Here is a 19,821-nt window from a genome sequence, read left to right on the forward strand (position 1 = left end):
TTTATTACTTCCCCTAGTTTTTAGTTAATGTAAGGTAAGGCTATGATTTCAGGTATCCTGGCATCTCCGGGTATTGCTTTTGGTAAAGCACTACTATTGCAAGAAGAAGAGATTGTTCTTAGCAAAACTCCAATCTCAGCAGATCAGATCGACAACGAAATTCAGTGTTTTTTCGATGCTCGAAAGAAATCTGCCGAGCAACTAGAAGTAATCAAAGAAAAAGCACGTATCACCTTCGGTGAAGAGAAGGAAGCGATCTTTGAAGGTCACATCATGTTGCTTGAAGATGAAGAGCTTGAAGAGGAAATCATAGCTTTCATTAAAGACAATAAAGCGACTGCAGCTCTTGCTATTCATTCAATTATTGAAGAACAAGCAATGACGCTAGAGTCATTAGATGACGAATACTTGAAAGAACGTGCTACTGATATCCGCGATATCTGCAACCGTTTTGTTAAAAATGCACTTGGCATTAGTATCGTTAATCTTAGTGCTATCAACGAAGAAGTAATTTTGGTTGCTAACGACCTTACGCCTTCTGAAACAGCACAAATCAACCTAGATTACGTACTTGGCTTTATTACTGATATTGGTGGCCGTACATCACACACCTCTATCATGGCTCGTTCTCTAGAGTTACCTGCTATCGTAGGTACAAATGATATTACAACTCGTGTTCAAAACGGTGACATGCTGGTTCTTGATGCAATCAATAACCAAGTCGTGATTAACCCAACTGAAGGCGAATTAGCTAAATTCAAAGCTATCCGTGATCAGCACCAAGCTGAAGTTGAAGAACTTGCTAAGCTGAAAGATCTTCCTGCTATTACCCTTGATGGTAAGCAAGTAGAAGTATGCGGTAACATTGGTACAGTTAAAGATTGTGACGGTATTAACCGTAACGGCGGTGAAGGTGTTGGTCTGTACCGTACAGAATTCCTGTTTATGGACCGTGACTCACTGCCTACAGAAGAAGAGCAGTACAAAGCTTACAAAGACGTTGCAGAAGCTATGCACGGCGAAACCGTCATTATCCGTACAATGGATATCGGTGGCGACAAAGATCTTCCTTACTTAGATCTTCCTAAAGAAATGAACCCGTTCTTAGGCTGGCGTGCAATTCGCATCAGCCTAGATCGTCGTGAAATTCTTCGTGATCAACTACGTGGTATTCTACGTGCTTCGGCGCATGGCAAGATTCGTATCATGTTCCCGATGATTATCTCTATTGAAGAGATTCGTGAACTGAAAGCGGCGATTGAAGAATACAAAGCTGAATTACGCACTGAAGGTTTAGCTTTTGACGAGCAAATCGAAATCGGCGTAATGGTTGAGACACCTGCTGCAGCAGCTATCGCACACCACCTTGCTAAAGAAGTATCATTCTTTAGCATTGGTACAAACGACTTAACCCAGTATACTCTTGCAGTTGACCGCGGAAATGAGCTTATTTCTCATCTATATAACCCGCTATCTCCAGCAGTACTATTAGTGATCAAGCAAGTAATCGATGCTTCTCACAAAGAAGGTAAGTGGACTGGTATGTGTGGCGAGTTAGCTGGTGACGAACGTGCTACCCTATTACTATTAGGTATGGGTCTGGACGAGTTCAGCATGAGCGGAATTTCAATTCCACGTATTAAGAAAGTTATCCGTAACGCTAACTTTGCTGATGTTAAAGCTATGGCCGAGCAAGCACTTGCTATGCCAACAGCAGCTGAAATCGAAGCACACGTAGAAAAATTCATCGCAGAGAAAACTATCTGCTAATATAGCTTCAGATAGAATAATAACGCTTAGGAGCAATGACATGGGTTTGTTTGACAAATTAAAGAAGCTGGTTTCTGACGACAGCAGCGAAGCTGGTGCTATTGAAATCATCGCACCAATTTCTGGCGAAATCGTAAACATCGAAGATGTACCAGATGTTGTTTTTGCAGAAAAAATTGTTGGTGACGGTATTGCTATCAAGCCTTCTGGCAACAAAATGGTTGCACCTGTAAACGGTACAATTGGCAAAATTTTTGAAACTAACCACGCTTTCTCTATCGAGTCTGACGATGGTATTGAGCTTTTCGTTCACTTTGGTATCGACACTGTTGAGCTTAAAGGTGAAGGCTTCACTCGTATCGCAGAAGAAGGCCAAACTGTTAAAGTTGGCGACACTGTAATCGAATTCGATCTTGCACTTCTTGAAGAGAAAGCTAAGTCAACTCTGACTCCAGTTGTTATCTCTAACATGGACGAGATCAAAGAGCTAAACAAGCTTTCTGGCGCTGTAACTGTGGGTGAATCTCCAGTACTACGCATCAAAAAGTAAGATTGTTTGACGCTTAAAAAACGCTGCCTTCGGGTGGCGTTTTTTGTTTGTGCAATAAAAAAAGCGAGAAGTATTCACCTCTCGCCTATACCGATTCGTGTACTTCTCTTATTGGAAATTCATGAGAAATAACACATCGTTATCTTTTTTATCCGCTTTATAAGCTATCTAACATCTCGACTGATGGTGCAAAGAAGTAGGCTCCTGTTACAGCTTTTGTAAACCGCAACATTTGATCTGACTTACCGTCAGATTCACCGTACATGCTCTCTAACATCACATTGAAGTTATGTTGACCAGAGCAATAGGCAATGAAAAGTAAACCATGCTCACCCGTTACAGAGCCATATGGCAGGCTATGACGAACAATTTTTAACCCTTTACCTTCTTCTTTAATATCAACTCGACCAACATGTGACGCTGCTGGTACATCATCAAGTTCGATCGAATCAGGTTTAGTACGACCAATAACTTTTTCTTGCGCTTGAATACTTAAGCGATTCCATGCAGGAAGGTTATGGATGAAACGTTGAACCATAACAAAGCTACCACCTGCAAAGTCACCTTCTTTAATTAAGGCAACATCACTGCGCGCTTCAATTGTTTTTGGATTCTCAGTACCATCAACAAATTCCGTCATATCACGTGAATCTAGATATTTAAAACCATACGTTTCATCCAGTACTTCTATCTCTTTTGCCATAGGTTCAATAAAACGACGAAGCAGATAAAAATTCAAATCATGACGGCTAGAATTAACATGTAAAAGAACATCACCACCCGTTGCTGGTGCAGTAATATCCCCCTTGCCTAATTCACGAAAATCAAAAAAATCAGCAGGGCAACCTTTTTCTAGCGACGACCAAAACGATTGGCCAAAAGCAATACTCGCACGAAGATCGGCACCTGGTTGTTGTTCATTTAATACCGCTAGGGTTTGATGCAATGATTTACATTGTTCAATAACCGTATCTTTATTTCCTACAACCTTCATAACAACATAAAGGGAAAAAGGGCCAGCGTCTGGCAAGATTGCAGGTTGTGAGGTAGCCATTAAGTTCTCCTAAATACAAAGTATGACGAATCTAATTAATCGACTATCGATTATATACCTAAGTCACCTCAAGGTAGTCGACTAATTTTAACCAGAAGGATGAACAGCGGCTTATCTAAGTGAGTGTATACCCAAGCTGCCTCAAGATGCAGGATTCAGAGTGATCTCAGCGAGTAACTTGGGTATATAGGCAAATAATAGGTATAAAAAACGCCCCACTTATGGAGCGTTATATAGATAGTGAGCCGTGAATTACGTTACACGGAGGTCACTTCAACTTGTAACTTTACGTGTTCTTTCGAAGCATCATTCGTACTCACAAACGATGTTGGTCCATTAAGACCCGTCGATAGAACTGGCGAAATAATCGTGCGCCACGCACCATCATCTAAACGTTCTTTGACAGTAAATGCGATTTTTACTTCTTCAGCTGAATATTCTAGTAACTCTGCACTGCCGACCAATTCACGACTGCTATTCCCTTCACCTGAAGACGTACCAAAAATAATGGTCTCTTCACCTGGAAGTAAAGACAGTGATGTATTGACGCTTTGTTTTGTATTTTCGCTAGTCAACTCAAAGTTAACATCCAACAGCCAATCAGCCATTGCTAGCGGGCTTAAAAGTGCACTAAATAGTACTAAACCTTTACTCCACTCATTCATTTGGTTTACCTCTCTACAGGCTTATCTGCAAATGTATTCTGAACTCTTGTGCTTCTTATCAGGTATACGCTAAACCATAGCGTTAATAACATGATAATTGCCCTCGTCCAGCTGAATGCACCATGTGTGAGCGACAGGTGATACAGTTGCAATAAACAATCAGTTAAATAGGCAGCTAGTAATAATTTTTTGCCATGCTGCCATAATATATTCATTATTTTTTTATTTTTATATCGCTGACCCGATAACCACATCAATAATATTGCGGGTAAACCCATTGCCATTCCGATATATAAACTATCTCTATATGGATAGAATATTGTCAATATTTGTGCACCTTGCTCGCGACTGGCACCAGCCATCACAAAAACAAACCATGCTTTGGCACTAAACGTCAGTGCCAGCCATAACATTTTCGATGGCTTCAATGTACCGTGCTTGTCATAAGCATCTATTGGATAAAGCAAAACAATTCCTCACACATTCTCTCTCTTATGAGCAATGGTGCCGAATAGCCTTAAATTCAACCAAAGTGTGAAATGCACAACGTATTAATTACCCGCTCACAATAATCTAAATTACGGATTTAAGAACTTAGCAGTGATAAATTCTGTGGCGCACCGCACTGTTCAATTTTTAATCTTGCCGTTTTGATCACGTTTTTGTAAGAAAAACTCTAACATCATCTTTTATTCAGGTAACAAACAGAATGTAATACGTATTTTCCGAGTTAGAAACAAACAGCACAAAAGCATTTTAAATCAATTGGTTAAATAACAAATCAAACATATTTACAGTTATAGCTGTATTTATTGCTTGTTGAAAAATTACTACATATCTATTCATTCTGATCGTTCAGATACACTCACGCACAAGATACAGACGAGGTATAATGTCGTTTAAACAATCAAGGTACCAAACGATTGACCTTTAGGTGGAATGAGAATGAATATTCAAAAAACAAGTAACGCTCCATCAGCAGAAACACAAGCTGAAGCAATGCAAATAGCTAAAGCAACTCAAAAACCCGGTCAAACTAAAGAGCAAACTCGTGTAGTGGCACAAGGGATCCAAAAAGGGATTGAGTTATATAAAAAGCAGCAAAAAGTAAAATCACGTGAGCGTGACAAGCTTAGAAAAAAAGACCTTAAAGAAAAACAACAACCAGTAGAACCGTCTGAAACGCTTCCAGAGAAGATTGTTGAACACAAGCAGCATTGGTTACCTTGGGGATTACTTATTGCATCATGGGTAGGTTTTGCTGCGTATATTGCGGTATCATAATTAGCATAAACAAAGGATTGAGCATGACCCCTCGTTTATTACTACTCACAATAATTATTATCATGACTGGCTGTTCAAATGCTGACGGTGTAAATGCCGCTGTTACCGACCGGTCACTACAAATGTGTGGTGACAAACCCAACTGTGTATCAACACGTGACAAACGTGATAGCTTCCAGCTGGCTAAATTCACACTCAATGAAACCGGTCTCTCCCATTGGGCTGATATAGAGCAGCTCGCTCTTTCTTTATCTGGTGCGAGTCTTGCTAAAAAAGCGCCTAATTACCTTCATATTGAATGCCGTAGCGCTTTCTTTGGTTTTGTGGATGATTTTGAATTGCGCCTTCAAGGCAATGAAATCATTGTTCGATCTGAATCACGAACAGGCTATTCCGATTTTGGTGTAAACCGTGACCGTGCAGAAGCATTCCGCGCTTTGTTATCGGAAAGTCATTACCTTGCATCAGAATAAAAAGTAAGGTTTATCCAAAAACACACTTGATAATAATTATCATTTAGATTAACTTATTCATTAACGAATAAGGAGCAATCAGATGAATAGACCTTCTTTTTTAGTCATCAGCTTTATTGGTTTAATCAGTATGGTATTACTCCACCTTGGTGAAGTGTGGCTAGATGACAAGACACTTACAGGCGTCTCTTTCTTTATTGAATGGTTACCACTCTATATAGCCTGGACAGTAATGATGTTAATCGGCTTATTTCAACGCACCTCTCATGTGAACAATACGCATTAAAAAAGCCACGTCTTATCGACGTGGCTTTGAGTTATGTACTTAATATTTGAATCTATCCGTTATTGAACAACGATTGCTCTGTTATACGTTTTTGTCTTTACCTAACGATAAAAGCCAAATTGAAACGACAGCTACAACAGCAAAGCCAGAAAAGATAATAACGGGCATTGCGGCATAACCTAATACATGCCAAATCACTGATTCTAATGTACTCATACTCTACTTACCTTTGTTATTACCAGCCTTCTATACCTTGCATGTCAGGCAGTTTGTGGGCAATACCTTTATGACAATCCACACAGGTTTTCTCACCCGATGCTAATGCCGTTGAGTGCTGCTTCACACTACGTGGACCTTGCTCAGAGAAATCCATGTAATCGAAGTTATGGCAATTACGACATTCTTGAGAATTATTCTCTTTCATTCGATGCCATTCTCGTTCTGCTAAATGACTTCGACGCTCTTTGAACTTCTCTTCTGTATCAATCGTCTTCGTTACATAATGCGCAAACAATTCTTTTGATGCTTGAACTTTACGTACAATTTTATCTGTCCAATTATGAGGTACGTGACAATCTGAACAAATAGCTCGTACACCAGAACGGTTAGAGAAGTGAACGGTTTCACGGATCTCTTTAACGATAGGTGCGTGACAACCAGAACAGAATTCCTCTGTATTGGTTGCTTCCATCCCGGTGTTAAATGCACCCCAGAATAATAAGCCGCCCATGAACCCCATAAGTAAAACAACGCCAACGGCCACTTTACTTGGTGATCTCAACCTTCTCCAGAACGCTTTTATAATGTTCATATATAGCCTCTCTTATGATTGCGGCTATAACTAGCGCAGCGCATCAACACGTTGGAAATCATTACCTACTAATGGTTTAGCATCGGCCTGAGGTACGTGACATTGCTGACAGAAGTAACGGCGTGGTGATACATCTGAAAGCACTTGGCCTTCACGTGTTTCATAGTGCGTTACACTGATTTTGGTTGCGCCCATTTCTTTCGCATTTTTCCAGCTGTGGCAAGCTAAACATTTATTGGCGTTTAATGACACTTCGTAATTACGAATAGTGTGCGGAATCAAAGGTGGCTGATAAACGTAATCGCTATCAATCGTACCTTGGTCACGAGGGTAACGTTTAAATGCATCTGCCGGACGCGTTGTTTCTAGCTCACTTGCACCACGTAATGATTCAACGCCACCAATACCGCCTGGGTTCATCGTTATTTGGTCTAAAACTTTGTGGCTGTCTGTTGTTGGTGCGCTAGTTTCTTCAGCACTTTGCACCGCTCCAGCTAACAACATGCCAACAGTCATAACTGCTAAAACTAATCGTTTCATTGCTTTCTCCGCCTAATGGCTAAATTCGAGTCAAGCAGGTGATTACCTATATTGGTTACAGGCAATCAACTACTAATATCATCCGATTATTTAAACTTTGGTGATTTTAATTGGGCACTTCTTGTAGTCTGTCTGTTTCGACAGTGGGTCAGTAGCATCCAAAATCAGTTTATTAACCAAAACACGAGCATCGAAGAACGGTACAAAGACCAATCCAACGGGTGGACGGTTACGACCTCGCGTTTCTACTCGACAACGAACTTCACCACGGCGAGATTCCAATAGCACTTCATCACCACGGCGCAAACCGCGTTTTTGCGCATCATCTGGGTGGATAAAGCAAAGTGCATCAGGCACTGCTTTATACAACTCAGGAACACGACGCGTCATTGTACCTGTGTGCCAATGTTCAAGTACACGACCTGTACATAGCCACATATCATATTCTTGATCAGGTTCTTCTGGTGCTGGTTCAAACGGTGCAAAAATGATGTTTGCTTTACCATCTGGCTTACCGTAGAAACGGAAACCTTCGCCTTCCGGTACATATGGGTCAGAACCTTCAACGAAGCGCCAAAGTGTTTCTTTACCATCAACAACCGGCCAACGTAAACCACGTACTTGGTGGTAAACATCGTACGGTGCTAAATCGTGACCATGGCCACGACCAAATTCTGCGTACTCTTCAAACAAACCTTTCTGTAAGTAGAAGCCTTGTGCTTTCGCATCATCGTTAAGTTCTTGTGCTTCTGAAAGCGGGAACTTATCAACCTGACCATTACGGAATAATACTTCGTACATGGTTTTACCACGGTACTCAGGCATCTGTGCTAATAAGTCTTCACCCCATACTTCTTCAATCTTGAAGCGCTTAGAGAATTCCATTAACTGCCATAAATCAGACTTTGAATCACCTTGTGATTCGACTTGCTGATACCATGCTTGAGTACGACGCTCTGCGTTACCGTAAGCACCTTCTTTTTCTACCCACATTGCTGTAGGTAAAATCAAATCAGATGCTTGTGCAGTCACTGTTGGGTACGGGTCTGAACATACGATGAAGTTCTCTGGGTTACGGTAACCCGGTAAACGTTCTTCGTTAATGTTAGGACCAGCCTGCATGTTGTTATTACACATTACCCAGTAAGCGTTTAGCTTGCCGTCTTTCAACATGCGATCTTGCAGTACTGCGTGGTAACCAGGTTTTGGTGGAATCGTACCGTCAGGCAGTTTCCAGATTTTCTCTGCAATAGCACGGTGCTTAGGGTTTGCGACAACCATATCGGCAGGCAGACGGTGTGAGAATGTACCCACTTCACGTGCTGTACCACAAGCTGATGGCTGACCAGTTAATGAGAACGGGCTATTACCAGGCTGAGAAATCTTGCCAGTTAACAAGTGAATGTTATAAACCAGGCTGTTCATCCAAACGCCACGAGTATGTTGGTTCATACCCATTGTCCAAAGTGACATTACTTTCACTTTTGGATCTGCGTATTGCTTCGCCATCTCTATTAGTTTTTCTTCAGATACACCCGACATCTGCGATGCTTTCTCAACAGTGTACTCAGCAACAGATGCTTTGTATTGTTCGAAATCCATTGGGTGAAGCGCACCTGAGTTAGGGTGTTTTGCTTTCATCTGAAGAGGGTTATCATCACGTAGACCATAACCGATGTCTGTTTCAGCACGTTTAAAGTGGGTATGCTTTGTAACGAAATCCCAGTTTACTGCATCGTTTTGGATGATGTAGTTTGCGATAAAGTTAGCAATCGCTAGATCGGTCTGAGGTTCGAAAATCATACCGTTATCAGCCAGTTCAAACGAACGGTGATAATACGTTGATAACACGTTTACTTTAACATGAGGGTGACTTAAACGACGGTCAGTAATACGTGTCCACAATACTGGGTGCATTTCTGCCATGTTAGATCCCCACAGCACGAATGAATCTGCGTGCTCGAAGTCATCATAACAACCCATAGGCTCATCAATACCAAAAGTACGCATAAATCCACCTACAGCCGAAGCCATGCAGTGACGCGCGTTAGGATCGATATTGTTTGAACGGAAACCTGCTTTCATCATTTTTGATGCTGCGTAGCCTTCCATAACAGTCCACTGACCAGAGCCGAACATACCAACACTTGTTGGGCCCTTTTCTTTCAATGCTGTTTTGAATTTCTCGGCCATCACATCAAATGCTTGGTCCCAAGAAACAGGGGCGAAATCACCTTCTTTATGATATTCGCCATCTTTCATACGCAACATTGGCGTTTGTAGGCGATCTTTGCCGTACATGATCTTAGAAAGGAAATAACCTTTAATACAGTTAAGGCCTTTATTTACCGGAGCTTCAGGATCACCCTGCGTTGCCACTACACGACCATTCTGTGTACCAACCAGTACTGAACAACCGGTACCACAAAAACGACAAGGCGCCTTGTCCCACTTGATTTTTGTTTCATCAGAGCTAACAATTAAGTTAGCAGCTGACGCTGGCAGGGTAATGCCCGCAACAGCTGCTGCCGATGCTGCCGCGTTTGCTTTCACAAACGCACGTCTTGTCATTTTCATGAATCATCCTCAGATTGCGAATCAAAGTGTTCAATTTGGTGATACACTAAAAAAGTTATTAAAACATGTTCTAAATTATTTATTTTATCTATAGTATCAGTTACATACCCTTGATTTGCCGTTTCCAATACTACAATAATCTTTCCCTCAGGGCTTTCGCCAGGTATTTCAGTATTTGGCATTTCAAGTATCTGAGCTTTTACTTCTTCTAAATATTCAGGTTTTACATGAACAACTAGGCTTGATATGTGTACTTCTTCTTGTGCCATAAGCTATTTCTCTTCTAATTTTTCGTGGCCATACTAATGGCAGATGCAGGGCAAACTGATAAGCAAGCGCCACAACCGTTACAAACGTCCGAATCCAATTCTGGTAATGCCACACCACCAGCTTGTAGTTTGAAACGAATCGCCTGCACTTCACACATATCACCGCAGCTCCTGCACTCTATTTTGTTATGAGCAAAACAGTTGGGAGTAATCTGCGCTTTTAAATCCCAAGGCAGCTCCGTTGTAGGGCGGAACAACCTTTCAGGGCATGCTTCAGCACATTGTGTACAAAACGTACATTCACCACGATTAAAGTCGATAATGGGAAACCCACCATCGCCCTTTACAATAATCTGTGTTTCACACGCATTTATACACTTGTTGCAGCGGGTACAACTGTCTACAAATGTATCTTCATCTATAACCCATGGCATTCGCGGCAATTCTGGAGTACGACGCCGAGAAAGTAGATTTCGGCGGGAACGATCGAACATTTGCTGATACCTTAAGTAAAGTAATATGAATAAAAAATATATACTACGGACTGTAAATGTGTATATCGACGGTAAACACTTTAAAATACCATTCATAATCCGTCATTATTTTACACAGTAAGTGTAGATACAGTAACAAATGCTTAAATACCCACTTAGGGCTAATTTGTAGGGTTAATTGTTTTGGATCAATAAAATAAAACGCCAACCCTCACACTATTCATTTTAGAGATACAACACTAAGTATGGTGTAATACTAAAGTATTACCCAATTATTCTTAATGATTACATTGCCTTTCACTCAAAAGGAAAGACTGTGCAAAACCGGCCACTCAAACCAGTTACATCCACGATTGCCCGTGCGATGCTGGTTATACTGCTATTATCCGTCGCGACGACCAGCTTTGCGCTTTTGACATTAGCCTCGAGTTTAAACGATGCAGAAGCCATTAATGTTTCAGGTTCATTGCGTATGCAGAGCTACCGATTAGCTTATGATATCAATACGAACTCTCCCGAATTAACTCACCATCTAGACCAATTTGAACAATCCCTCTTTTCTCCCTCTATGGCAGCACTAGAGCATTGGACCGTTCCGACTAATATCAAAAAGCATTACTACGGATTGATCGGTCGTTGGGAAAATTTACACCCTTTAATGCATACCCCTGAACAAGATCAATACCTGCAAGAAGTGGCTGAGTTTGTTCATCTCATCGATCGTTTTGTTTTTGAGTTGCAAGAGTTCTCGGTGATCAAGCTACAGGTGTTATCTGTCGCAGGAGGGATCGGCTTAAGTCTTATCTTAATAGTGGCGCTATTTACCATTCACTTTACGCAACGTAAAATTGTGTCGCCGTTAAACCAATTAGTTGCCGCCAGTGGAAAAGTGCAAAGCGGTCATTTTGATATAAAGATTGATATTAAAAGTGATAACGAAATTGGTATTTTAGCCGACAATTTCAGTAAAATGTCGTCTGAATTAGGCAAGTTATACCGTGGTTTAGAAAAGAAAGTCGATGAAAAAACCCGTCGATTACGCCATGCTAACGAATCATTACAGGTACTCTATAACTGCTCACAAGAGTTATCAGTTAGCCGGTTGACCTCGCAAAATTTTTCAACCATGCTTGAGACATTGGTTGCGATAGAAGGGCTTACGGCTGCTAAACTCATTATAGATGAAACCAAGGTTGGCAATACTGAGATCGTGGTCGGAACAGAAATAGACCAACGTTGGCATTATCAAGATCTCAACATTGATGGGAAAAATTTAGGGCAATTATGCTGGCAATATACACTACCCTGCCCAGATCAAACCCTTATAGACAATATTTCAAACATTTTGGCTCGAGGAATTTATTATAACCGCGCGCAAAAGCAAAGTGAGCAATTACTACTGTTAGAAGAGCGTGCAACAATTGCACGAGAGTTACATGATTCATTAGCTCAATCATTGTCATACCTTAAGATTCAAATGACGCTATTGAAACGTCAGTTAAAAGAAAAAGATAATGGCTGTGATAATACCAATAACATTGTGACAGATATAGATAGCGGCTTATCCGGTGCTTATACTCAATTACGTGAATTATTGAGCACGTTCCGCTTAACCATTAAAGAGGCGGATTTTGGTGAAGCGTTAGTCGAAATGCTAGAACCTCTCGATAATCAAACCGATGCCATGCTGGTTATTGATAACCATTTGTCATCGTTGAGCCTAGATGCACATCATCAAATACATGTTCTTCAAGTCATTCGAGAAGCGGTGTTGAATGCGATAAAACATGCTCAAGCTGACGAGATAATTGTCACTTGTAGTCAAAAAGATGAACAGGTTGATATCAAAATTTCCGATGATGGATTAGGCTTCGACCCTAAAAATGAAAAACTGAACCATTACGGCTTAGCCATAATGGCTGAAAGGGCTTCGCGCTTACATGGCAATATTAAGATTACAACAATGCTAGGCGATGGTTGTGAAGTTAACTTAACCTTTTCGCTTGAAATTTGAGGACAAAGTATGACGTGTTGGAAAATAATGATAGTGGACGATCATCCACTTATGCGACGTGGTATTGGTCAATTATTAAGCTTTGAACCAGATTTTGAAATGATTGGCGAAGCAAGCAACGGAACAGATGCTGTTGCTATGGCACATGAAAAAAATCCCGATCTTATTTTGCTTGATTTGAATATGAAAGGCATGTCTGGTCTTGATACACTAAATGTAATGCGTGCTGAAGGTATTCTTGCCAGCATCGTAGTACTAACGGTTTCAGATAGTCGCTCTGATGTGAAAGCGCTAGTCGCTGCAGGTGCTGATGGGTACTTATTGAAAGATACTGAACCCGATGAATTAATTAGCCTGCTGAAGAAAGCGTTATGCGGTGGTAAAGCTTACAGCGATATTGTTCGAGAACACTTAGAAAGTAATACAGAGCAAGATTGCCTATTAAACTTGCTTACTGATAGAGAAACTCAAATATTACAAGAAGTTGCTAAAGGCTACCGTAATAAACAAATTGCAGATGCGCTGTTTATTTCAGAAGCGACAGTTAAAGTACATATGAAAAGTTTACTGAAAAAACTGCAAGTAAAATCACGTACAGCAGCCACTGTTTTGTATTTAGAAGCACAAGGGCAGTAATGAAGGAAATATACTTTATTGGCTTACTTTCTTTTTTATTAGTGGGTTGCGAAACAACCGCCTTACACCACGATGGTAAGCCAGTTCAGGTGACATGGAATGACACTCAGCATATGAGTGAATGTGAACCCAAAGGCACCATAGTGGCCTCTCAAGGTACGTGGTACAACTACTGGTTATTGAACGATGGTGATTTGACAGAAGCCGTGTTGAATAACCTCAGAAATAAAGCTGGGCAACTGGGTGCAAATACTATCCATTTATACGCCCCACAAACCTTTGGCACATCCGTCACGATGACTGCAAATTCTTACTTATGCCCTAAAGCGTAACGCTCAAATTTTTATCAATACGTTTTAAAGAAAAACCGCAGTAACTGCGGTTTTCTTTTAGCAAGCAACAGAGGTAATGAGATCCTTTTCTCGGTTTTCAACCCATTGCAGATCGAAAGGCCCCCAATCACTTAGCTTATAATAGCCATCATTGTGTCGTTTACCATCTTGAATAAACGTAAGTTCGATACCAATACCCGGCAAAGCTTTCAATACATCTTGAATCGTACGGCGTGGCCAACCTGTTTGTTCAATCAACCTTGGTACATTTGGGCGTTCGGTATGCTCAACAAGTAATGCCAAATAAAGACGGCGAGCAAAAACTGGATTCAGTTCCATTGAGACCTCCATAATACAGAGGCTTCATTATTCCGAGATCCACAACTGGCATGTTGAGTTTGATCAATTAGCTATTTAGTTTTCACCCTATACAAAGTCAAAAGTGGGACTTAGATCTCACTAACACATAATTAAAAGTAAAAAATCGCCACGCCAGACATACCACTCTTTTAATATCGTCCCTGTTTAACGATGTTCAATGATGTTTAAAACTTATAACCATCATAAATACCCAAGGGCGATATCGGTTTTAATGGTCACGTCATCATTAATCATATAATCAAGCCCCGCACTGGCAGCTAACCCCATGAACCTTCCAAGTTGATAAGTAGCAGCTAAACAGTATCAGTAGTAGTATCTGTGCTTTTTATGCCTACAGATAAGGTCATATGATGAGCGGTGCACAAAAGTTACTTAAAGCCACACAAGATGCGATCAAACAGAAACCCGTATTACTTGATGTATTAACAGAAAAAGAAAGACAAAGCATTCATCAAGCCTTTACCAATGGAACACCGCTAGAACTTAATGCCGCATCGTTATTAATTATTTTTCAAGCGCCACAACGCTTAATTGAAGATGAATTAGCACTGACAAACGGCGTTTTGTCTGTCTATGCATGGCAAAACGAAAATAATGCTGTCAGCCTTTTTACCTATTTCGATGAAACGCGTTGTCTCGTCACAATAGAACATGATGCCATCATCGCTCAGCCAGTCACTCTGGATTCTGTCATCAATGGGGATAACTTTACGCCTTTTAAACTTGCAGAGGGTGAAGCAAAAAAAGTGGAGCGCTTTTATCAAGAGTTTCGCCAAGATGCGAATGATGAATGCTTAAACGAATCAAAATAAGCCTGTTTTAAAAAGTGACCGCCATCACCCATTGCGAAGGTTCGCTATTCTCGCTATAAAGGAAAGCTAACAAATAACAAAATAAAGTCAGCATCATTATGAGCACAATCGCCTACGGCATTAAAAACTGCGACACCATTAAAAAAATGAAAAAATGGCTAGAAGCAGAAAGTATTGATTACACCTTCCATGACTACCGCGTTGATGGTCTAGATCAAGCGATGTTAGAAAAATTTGAATCTCAATTAGGCTGGGAGGCAATGGTCAATAAACGTGGAACGACTTTCCGCCAGTTAACTGACGAGCAAAAAGCTAACCTAAACCAAGAAACCGCGATTAGCTTAATGTTGGAATCACCAGCAATGATCAAGCGCCCATTACTTGTTCATAACGATAGCTATCACCTCGGTTTCAAACCTGCACAATATTTAGAAATTTTCCAGCAACCACTCTCTAAGTAATAAAGGAAACAAGGATGTCAGACAGCCCGGTAATCGCATTAGCGAAAGACCTTATGAGCCGCAATTCCGTAACACCAGAAGATGCTGGTTGCCAAGACGTGATGATTGCACGTCTAGAAAAACTCGGTTTTGTCATTGAAACGATGGTGTTCGATGATACAACTAATCTATGGGCACGCCGTGGTACACAAGCACCACTGTTTGTCTTTGCAGGTCACACAGATGTAGTTCCTGCTGGTCCATTAGAACAGTGGCACACTCCACCGTTTGAACCAACGATCATTGATGGCTATTTACACGGTCGTGGTGCAGCAGACATGAAAGGATCATTGGCTTGCATCATTGTTTCTATTGAGCGCTTTCTTGCCGAGCACCCCGATCATGCAGGTTCAATTGCCCTGTTGATTACGTCGGATGAAGAAGGGCCATTCATCAACGGCACAACCCGTGTTATTGATACCCTTGAAGCACGTAATGAAAAAATCGATATGTGTATTGTGGGTGAGCCTTCAAGCACGCATGCAGTGGGTGATGTGGTTAAAAATGGTCGTCGTGGCTCAATCACTGGCGATCTTACGGTTAAAGGTATTCAAGGTCACGTTGCTTACCCACACCTTGCAGATAACCCTGTTCACAAAGCGTTACCCGCATTAGCTGAACTGGCTGCGACCACGTGGGATAACGGCAATACTTACTTCCCAGCCACCAGCTTTCAAATTGCTAACTTAGCATCAGGGACTGGGGCATCTAATGTGATTCCTGGTGAATTTGATGTGCAGTTTAATTTTCGTTTCAGCACAGAATTAACCGACGGTGAAATTAAACGCCGCGTTCACTCTATTCTAGATGCACACGGTCTAAACTATGATCTAAAATGGACGCTCAGCGGTCATCCATTTTTAACGGATGAAGGCACATTGGTTGAAGCTGTCGTTGCTGCGGTTGAAGAAGTAAATCACACCAAACCAGCACTGCTGACGACAGGTGGAACCTCTGATGGTCGCTTTATTGCGAGAACAGGCGCACAGGTTGTCGAACTGGGTCCTGTTAACGCGACAATTCATAAAGTAAACGAGTGTGTGAAAGCAGCCGATCTGGAAAAGCTCACGGATATGTATCAAAAGGTTTTAGAAAAATCACTAGTATGATAACAACATCCGCCCAGCAGCTAACTGCTGGGCAACTCACTGGTCAAAATACTGATCACTTAGTGAGCCATCAACAACACCTTCTGCATAGAGATATGCAGCCAGCTTTTGCTGCCTTGCAGCAGGCTGCACAGATCGCTGGATTTGATTTACAACTTGCTAGTGCTTTTCGCCCTTTCGAACGCCAATTACTCATATGGAATAATAAATTTAACGGTTTAAGACCTTTGCTTGATAGCAACAGTCAGCCATTAAATGCGAGCACGTTATCTGAATTAGAAAAGATTGAAGCTATTTTACGCTGGTCTGCGTTACCTGGTGCGAGCCGACACCACTGGGGAACCGATGTCGATGTCTATGCTAAAAATTGTTTACCTGCAAATACCTCACTACAGCTAGAACCATGGGAATACCAAACCAACGGACATCAAGCTGAATTTAATCAATGGCTAAGTGCACATATGGGTGAGTATGGGTTTTACTTACCTTATGCTGAAGATAAAGGTGGCGTTGCCCTAGAGCCTTGGCACATCAGTTATCACCCAATAAGCCAGACCTTACAGCAACAGCTTACGCTTGATCTGCTTTACCACACACTTAGTGAAAATGACGTAGCAGGAAAGTCGCAGATCCTTAAAAACCTTGATAGTCTGTATATAAGGTTCATCACTAATGTCTGTGAGGTCTAAATGGAATGGTTACTCAACCCTTGGGTCATTACCGTTATCATACTGAGTGTCGTTATTAGCAACATTATGGCGTTGAAATACACGGCCAACATGAAGTTTGGTGACCGTGACAAAATTAAATACCTCAAAGAAAAACACGACAAAGAACAAGCACTGCAAGAAGAAGACAATAAGAAAAGCAGTAACAAGACTAGCAACTAGCAACTAGCAACTAGCAACTAGCAAAAGTCTCATATAAAAAAGATTGCCAATGATACACAAATCCCCCGTTTTTAAACTGGGGATTTTTTTAACTTTATATCACGACTTGATCCTTTGTTATTAAACCAAGGACGGTCATTATGTATATTTCTACTTATCAAAATTGGGCGAATTCTCTTTTTGGGCTGGTTAATTTTTGGCAACCCAGACGAACAAAACGATGAGTTAAATCAAATCAATATCCTACCGATATTGAAGGGACTTTGTTGTATCTGGACGTTACATGATTACGTTGATTTGTAGAGAATTGAACATAATGCTTATATGGCATCAAATTTAGGTACAAAATCAGGCTTCACTATTGCAGTAGGGTATTAATAGGATTGGCGCTATACAACAACATTATTAGTTTGGTATCATATTGTTTATGTTAGCTTTTATGGGTAAACTTGATATGTATAGTAAAAACAAAATACTTATATTTTCGTTTGTATCAGTGATGGGATGGATATTTGCTTCATTTTTGATGCTAACTGAAATTAGGAGTGACCGAGAATATATTAAAGTAAAAGTGTCTGAAAATGCTTTTAATATAGTCTCACAAGCATTACAAGATAAAAAATCTGATGAAGAAATAATTAAGCAGATGGAAGTATGGTTTAGCAAAGAATGGACTGCTCAGACAGGATCTGTAACAACCATTTGTGACAACAATAGAGACGCATTTAAAAAAATAATGTCAGATAGTGCGATAACAACAATATGTAGATTGCGAATTTAACGAGAATAAAAATGAATAGATATATTGTAAGTACTTTATTATTTATATTGTCACTTTCTGGCTGGATTAGTGGTGCTGTTTTTTATTATCAAGCAATAGAAAATGATCGGTATCTTATGGATGAGAGATTAGATACGTCATTCAATATTATATCTCAAATGTTGCAGAGAAATAATAATGATGAGGATGTGTTAAATCAAGTTAATATATCAATTAGCAAAGGATGGTCCGCTCATACAGGATCTCTAACAACACTGTGTGAGAATGATAAACATAGACTGTTAAGTATTATAAATGAAAGCAACGTTGATAAAGTATGTGCTCTAGTGCCTAAAGGGGACTATTAATGTGGATAACGATTACAACTCTTATTATATGTGTCATAAACATGATATCGCTTGTAGGTCTATTTTCATGCCTAACTGAGCATAGTAAAAAATTAACATTTGATCGAGATAAAAAAATTGTATGTTGTGATGGTCAGAAATTAATTTCAGTTAGAGAAGGTAGTGCTAATTTCAGATTTATTGATTACATATTTAATAAAAAAAATCAGGAAATATCATTATCAGAATTAGAAGGGGTTGTTTTTTTTGGCAATGATATTAATTTAAACAAAGCCATCAGTAACACCAACCTTCCTAAGGAAATTATAAAAAAAGCCTTTAAAGTTAATGCTAAAAAGCTTGTTTTTAATGATACAGTTTAAATAGTATTTACGATTAATTATAGAGTCAATATATTCTTACCGTTTAGCATAAAAGAAGCACATCGTTAATGGGCCTGCTTATTAATAATGTTGACTAGGTCAAGCCGCAGAACAATTGTACTGCGGCTTTTTCATCTGTGATTATCCAGAATGGTTATGTAATGTTCTAGATCACTTTATTTCTTTCTGAGATATGGTGAGAATGCGTTTTAGATGGTAACAACACCAAGTATTTAAAATGATTTTACTTTAATTGAACATAACCTCCTGATCATCCATGGTATTCTTATCGATAAGTACTGCGCTTTGAATAAAGTGAGTCCCATCCATATCAAACCGCTTGAGTCTCGTAGAATCAATGGCTATCGCTGCAATCTTTCCGTCTGGTTTTTCATTCTTTTTGATGCGTAGCACCGTTAGATCGAGCTGCTTCAGCCACTTTGATAGCAGCGTAAATCAGGACATTGAAGCTTCTTCATACCTAACATCATCAGTAGATATCAACAAAGCCTTTCATCGGCAGTTTTAGGGGAAAAAAGCCAGCAAATAAAAATATCATGCTGGCTGTAGAATGGGCTAGGTTTCAATCCCCACGTGTCGTATTGGTTCGTGGGGGGGTTATTATCAAACAGTTGGCATATGGTATTTGTGATGTATGTCACCTTTTTTTTGTCTAAGACAGATTGAGAAAACAATAACTAGCGTGTATCTTATAAATGTAAATTTTTATGTTAATAAACAAAGCCTTAAATCACCAGCAATGACCATCCTTGGTTTAATCACAAAGGATTTGATCGTGATATTGATATGAAGCTCAAAAAAAATCCCCAGTTTAAAAACTGAGGATTTGTGTATAAGAGACAGTCGGCCATTGGCAACCTTTT

The 19,821-nt window shown here is 40.2% G+C and carries 26 protein-coding genes; 16 read left to right on the top strand and 10 right to left on the bottom strand.

Annotated elements, in window-relative coordinates; all coding sequences use genetic code 11:
- The first annotated feature begins 42 nt into the window (after window positions 1-42).
- Window positions 43-1,770 (top strand): phosphoenolpyruvate-protein phosphotransferase PtsI, encoded by a 1,728-nt coding sequence (gene ptsI / locus C9J12_RS01955; protein ID WP_107241164.1) that lies wholly within the window; start codon window positions 43-45, stop codon window positions 1,768-1,770.
- 40 nt (window positions 1,771-1,810) lie between these two features.
- On the top strand, window positions 1,811-2,320 hold the full coding sequence (gene crr / locus C9J12_RS01960; RefSeq protein ID WP_107241165.1) for a PTS glucose transporter subunit IIA: 510 nt from the start codon (window positions 1,811-1,813) through the stop codon (window positions 2,318-2,320).
- Window positions 2,321-2,477: 157 nt separating this feature from the next.
- Here crr and C9J12_RS01965 read toward each other — a convergent pair whose 3' ends face one another.
- The 3 genes from C9J12_RS01965 to C9J12_RS01975 form a co-directional block, all read right to left on the bottom strand.
- Window positions 2,478-3,374, bottom strand: a complete 897-nt coding sequence (locus tag C9J12_RS01965) for a Dyp-type peroxidase (RefSeq protein WP_011217610.1) — start codon at window positions 3,372-3,374, stop codon at window positions 2,478-2,480.
- A 257-nt stretch (window positions 3,375-3,631) separates the two neighbouring features.
- On the bottom strand, window positions 3,632-4,039 hold the full coding sequence (locus C9J12_RS01970) for a hypothetical protein (protein WP_107241166.1): 408 nt from the start codon (window positions 4,037-4,039) through the stop codon (window positions 3,632-3,634).
- A 5-nt stretch (window positions 4,040-4,044) separates the two neighbouring features.
- The gene (locus tag C9J12_RS01975; protein WP_011217608.1) at window positions 4,045-4,506 is read right to left on the bottom strand and encodes a DUF2919 domain-containing protein; all 462 of its coding nucleotides are present in this window, start codon (window positions 4,504-4,506) and stop codon (window positions 4,045-4,047) included.
- A 478-nt stretch (window positions 4,507-4,984) separates the two neighbouring features.
- Between C9J12_RS01975 and C9J12_RS01980 the strand changes: the two genes are divergently transcribed.
- From C9J12_RS01980 to C9J12_RS01990, 3 genes are all read left to right on the top strand, one after another.
- A complete protein-coding gene (locus C9J12_RS01980) occupies window positions 4,985-5,323 on the top strand; it encodes a DUF2956 domain-containing protein (RefSeq protein WP_170111696.1) in 339 nt (112 codons plus the stop codon).
- 23 nt (window positions 5,324-5,346) lie between these two features.
- The gene (locus C9J12_RS01985; protein WP_107241168.1) at window positions 5,347-5,796 is read left to right on the top strand and encodes a DUF1499 domain-containing protein; all 450 of its coding nucleotides are present in this window, start codon (window positions 5,347-5,349) and stop codon (window positions 5,794-5,796) included.
- A gap of 82 nt (window positions 5,797-5,878) precedes the next feature.
- Complete coding sequence (locus C9J12_RS01990; protein WP_107241169.1) at window positions 5,879-6,082, top strand: hypothetical protein; 204 nt, start codon at window positions 5,879-5,881, stop codon at window positions 6,080-6,082.
- 81 nt (window positions 6,083-6,163) lie between these two features.
- On the opposite strand, the gene C9J12_RS01995 is transcribed toward C9J12_RS01990, so the two are convergent.
- The 6 genes from C9J12_RS01995 to napF form a co-directional block, all read right to left on the bottom strand.
- The gene (locus C9J12_RS01995; protein WP_107241170.1) at window positions 6,164-6,298 is read right to left on the bottom strand and encodes a TIGR02808 family protein; all 135 of its coding nucleotides are present in this window, start codon (window positions 6,296-6,298) and stop codon (window positions 6,164-6,166) included.
- A 19-nt stretch (window positions 6,299-6,317) separates the two neighbouring features.
- A complete protein-coding gene (locus tag C9J12_RS02000; protein WP_107241171.1) occupies window positions 6,318-6,893 on the bottom strand; it encodes a NapC/NirT family cytochrome c in 576 nt (191 codons plus the stop codon).
- Window positions 6,894-6,923: 30 nt separating this feature from the next.
- Complete coding sequence (locus tag C9J12_RS02005) at window positions 6,924-7,433, bottom strand: nitrate reductase cytochrome c-type subunit (RefSeq protein WP_107241172.1); 510 nt, start codon at window positions 7,431-7,433, stop codon at window positions 6,924-6,926.
- A gap of 90 nt (window positions 7,434-7,523) precedes the next feature.
- A complete protein-coding gene (gene napA, locus C9J12_RS02010) occupies window positions 7,524-10,010 on the bottom strand; it encodes a periplasmic nitrate reductase subunit alpha (RefSeq protein WP_107241173.1) in 2,487 nt (828 codons plus the stop codon).
- Window positions 10,007-10,279, bottom strand: coding sequence for a chaperone NapD (locus C9J12_RS02015; protein ID WP_011217602.1), 273 nt, complete (start codon window positions 10,277-10,279; stop codon window positions 10,007-10,009). The genes napA and C9J12_RS02015 overlap by 4 nt, the downstream gene beginning before the upstream one ends.
- A 14-nt stretch (window positions 10,280-10,293) precedes the next feature.
- Entirely contained in the window at window positions 10,294-10,773 is a 480-nt protein-coding gene (gene napF / locus C9J12_RS02020; protein WP_107241174.1) for a ferredoxin-type protein NapF, read from the bottom strand.
- A gap of 316 nt (window positions 10,774-11,089) precedes the next feature.
- Between napF and narQ the strand changes: the two genes are divergently transcribed.
- From narQ to C9J12_RS02035, 3 genes are read left to right on the top strand one after another with little or no spacing between them, the layout of a single operon-like run.
- Complete coding sequence (gene narQ / locus C9J12_RS02025; protein ID WP_107241175.1) at window positions 11,090-12,787, top strand: nitrate/nitrite two-component system sensor histidine kinase NarQ; 1,698 nt, start codon at window positions 11,090-11,092, stop codon at window positions 12,785-12,787.
- A 9-nt stretch (window positions 12,788-12,796) separates the two neighbouring features.
- A complete protein-coding gene (locus C9J12_RS02030; RefSeq protein WP_107241176.1) occupies window positions 12,797-13,423 on the top strand; it encodes a response regulator in 627 nt (208 codons plus the stop codon).
- Window positions 13,423-13,755 carry a DUF4156 domain-containing protein gene (locus tag C9J12_RS02035; protein ID WP_107241177.1) on the top strand — a complete coding sequence of 111 codons (333 nt, stop codon included), beginning with the start codon at window positions 13,423-13,425 and terminating at the stop codon, window positions 13,753-13,755. The genes C9J12_RS02030 and C9J12_RS02035 overlap by 1 nt, the downstream gene beginning before the upstream one ends.
- A gap of 57 nt (window positions 13,756-13,812) precedes the next feature.
- Here the strand turns inward: C9J12_RS02035 and C9J12_RS02040 are convergent, their stop codons facing one another.
- Entirely contained in the window at window positions 13,813-14,094 is a 282-nt protein-coding gene (locus tag C9J12_RS02040) for a winged helix-turn-helix domain-containing protein (RefSeq protein WP_006230906.1), read from the bottom strand.
- A gap of 389 nt (window positions 14,095-14,483) precedes the next feature.
- Here C9J12_RS02040 and C9J12_RS02045 point away from each other — a divergent pair, with 389 nt between their 5' ends.
- The 8 genes from C9J12_RS02045 (at window position 14,484) to C9J12_RS02080 (ending at window position 18,937) form a co-directional block, all read left to right on the top strand.
- Window positions 14,484-14,948 carry a hypothetical protein gene (locus tag C9J12_RS02045; RefSeq protein ID WP_227876249.1) on the top strand — a complete coding sequence of 155 codons (465 nt, stop codon included), beginning with the start codon at window positions 14,484-14,486 and terminating at the stop codon, window positions 14,946-14,948.
- 98 nt (window positions 14,949-15,046) lie between these two features.
- Window positions 15,047-15,409: an ArsC family reductase gene (locus tag C9J12_RS02050; protein ID WP_107241179.1), complete on the top strand. Its 363-nt coding sequence runs from the start codon at window positions 15,047-15,049 to the stop codon at window positions 15,407-15,409.
- 14 nt (window positions 15,410-15,423) lie between these two features.
- Complete coding sequence (gene dapE, locus C9J12_RS02055) at window positions 15,424-16,557, top strand: succinyl-diaminopimelate desuccinylase (protein WP_107241180.1); 1,134 nt, start codon at window positions 15,424-15,426, stop codon at window positions 16,555-16,557.
- Window positions 16,554-17,246 carry a M15 family metallopeptidase gene (locus tag C9J12_RS02060; RefSeq protein WP_107241181.1) on the top strand — a complete coding sequence of 231 codons (693 nt, stop codon included), beginning with the start codon at window positions 16,554-16,556 and terminating at the stop codon, window positions 17,244-17,246. Before dapE ends, C9J12_RS02060 begins: the two co-directional genes overlap by 4 nt.
- Window positions 17,247-17,447 (top strand): DUF2897 family protein, encoded by a 201-nt coding sequence (locus C9J12_RS02065; RefSeq protein ID WP_107241182.1) that lies wholly within the window; start codon window positions 17,247-17,249, stop codon window positions 17,445-17,447.
- 427 nt (window positions 17,448-17,874) lie between these two features.
- Window positions 17,875-18,228: a hypothetical protein gene (locus C9J12_RS02070; RefSeq protein WP_107241183.1), complete on the top strand. Its 354-nt coding sequence runs from the start codon at window positions 17,875-17,877 to the stop codon at window positions 18,226-18,228.
- Between the two features lie 11 nt (window positions 18,229-18,239).
- Window positions 18,240-18,575, top strand: coding sequence for a hypothetical protein (locus C9J12_RS02075; protein WP_107241184.1), 336 nt, complete (start codon window positions 18,240-18,242; stop codon window positions 18,573-18,575).
- The gene (locus C9J12_RS02080; RefSeq protein ID WP_107241185.1) at window positions 18,575-18,937 is read left to right on the top strand and encodes a hypothetical protein; all 363 of its coding nucleotides are present in this window, start codon (window positions 18,575-18,577) and stop codon (window positions 18,935-18,937) included. Before C9J12_RS02075 ends, C9J12_RS02080 begins: the two co-directional genes overlap by 1 nt.
- The last annotated feature ends 884 nt before the right edge of the window (window positions 18,938-19,821 follow it).

Origin of the sequence: Photobacterium frigidiphilum, from assembly GCF_003025615.1 — a bacterium.
In the GTDB taxonomy this organism is placed as follows: domain Bacteria; phylum Pseudomonadota; class Gammaproteobacteria; order Enterobacterales; family Vibrionaceae; genus Photobacterium; species Photobacterium frigidiphilum.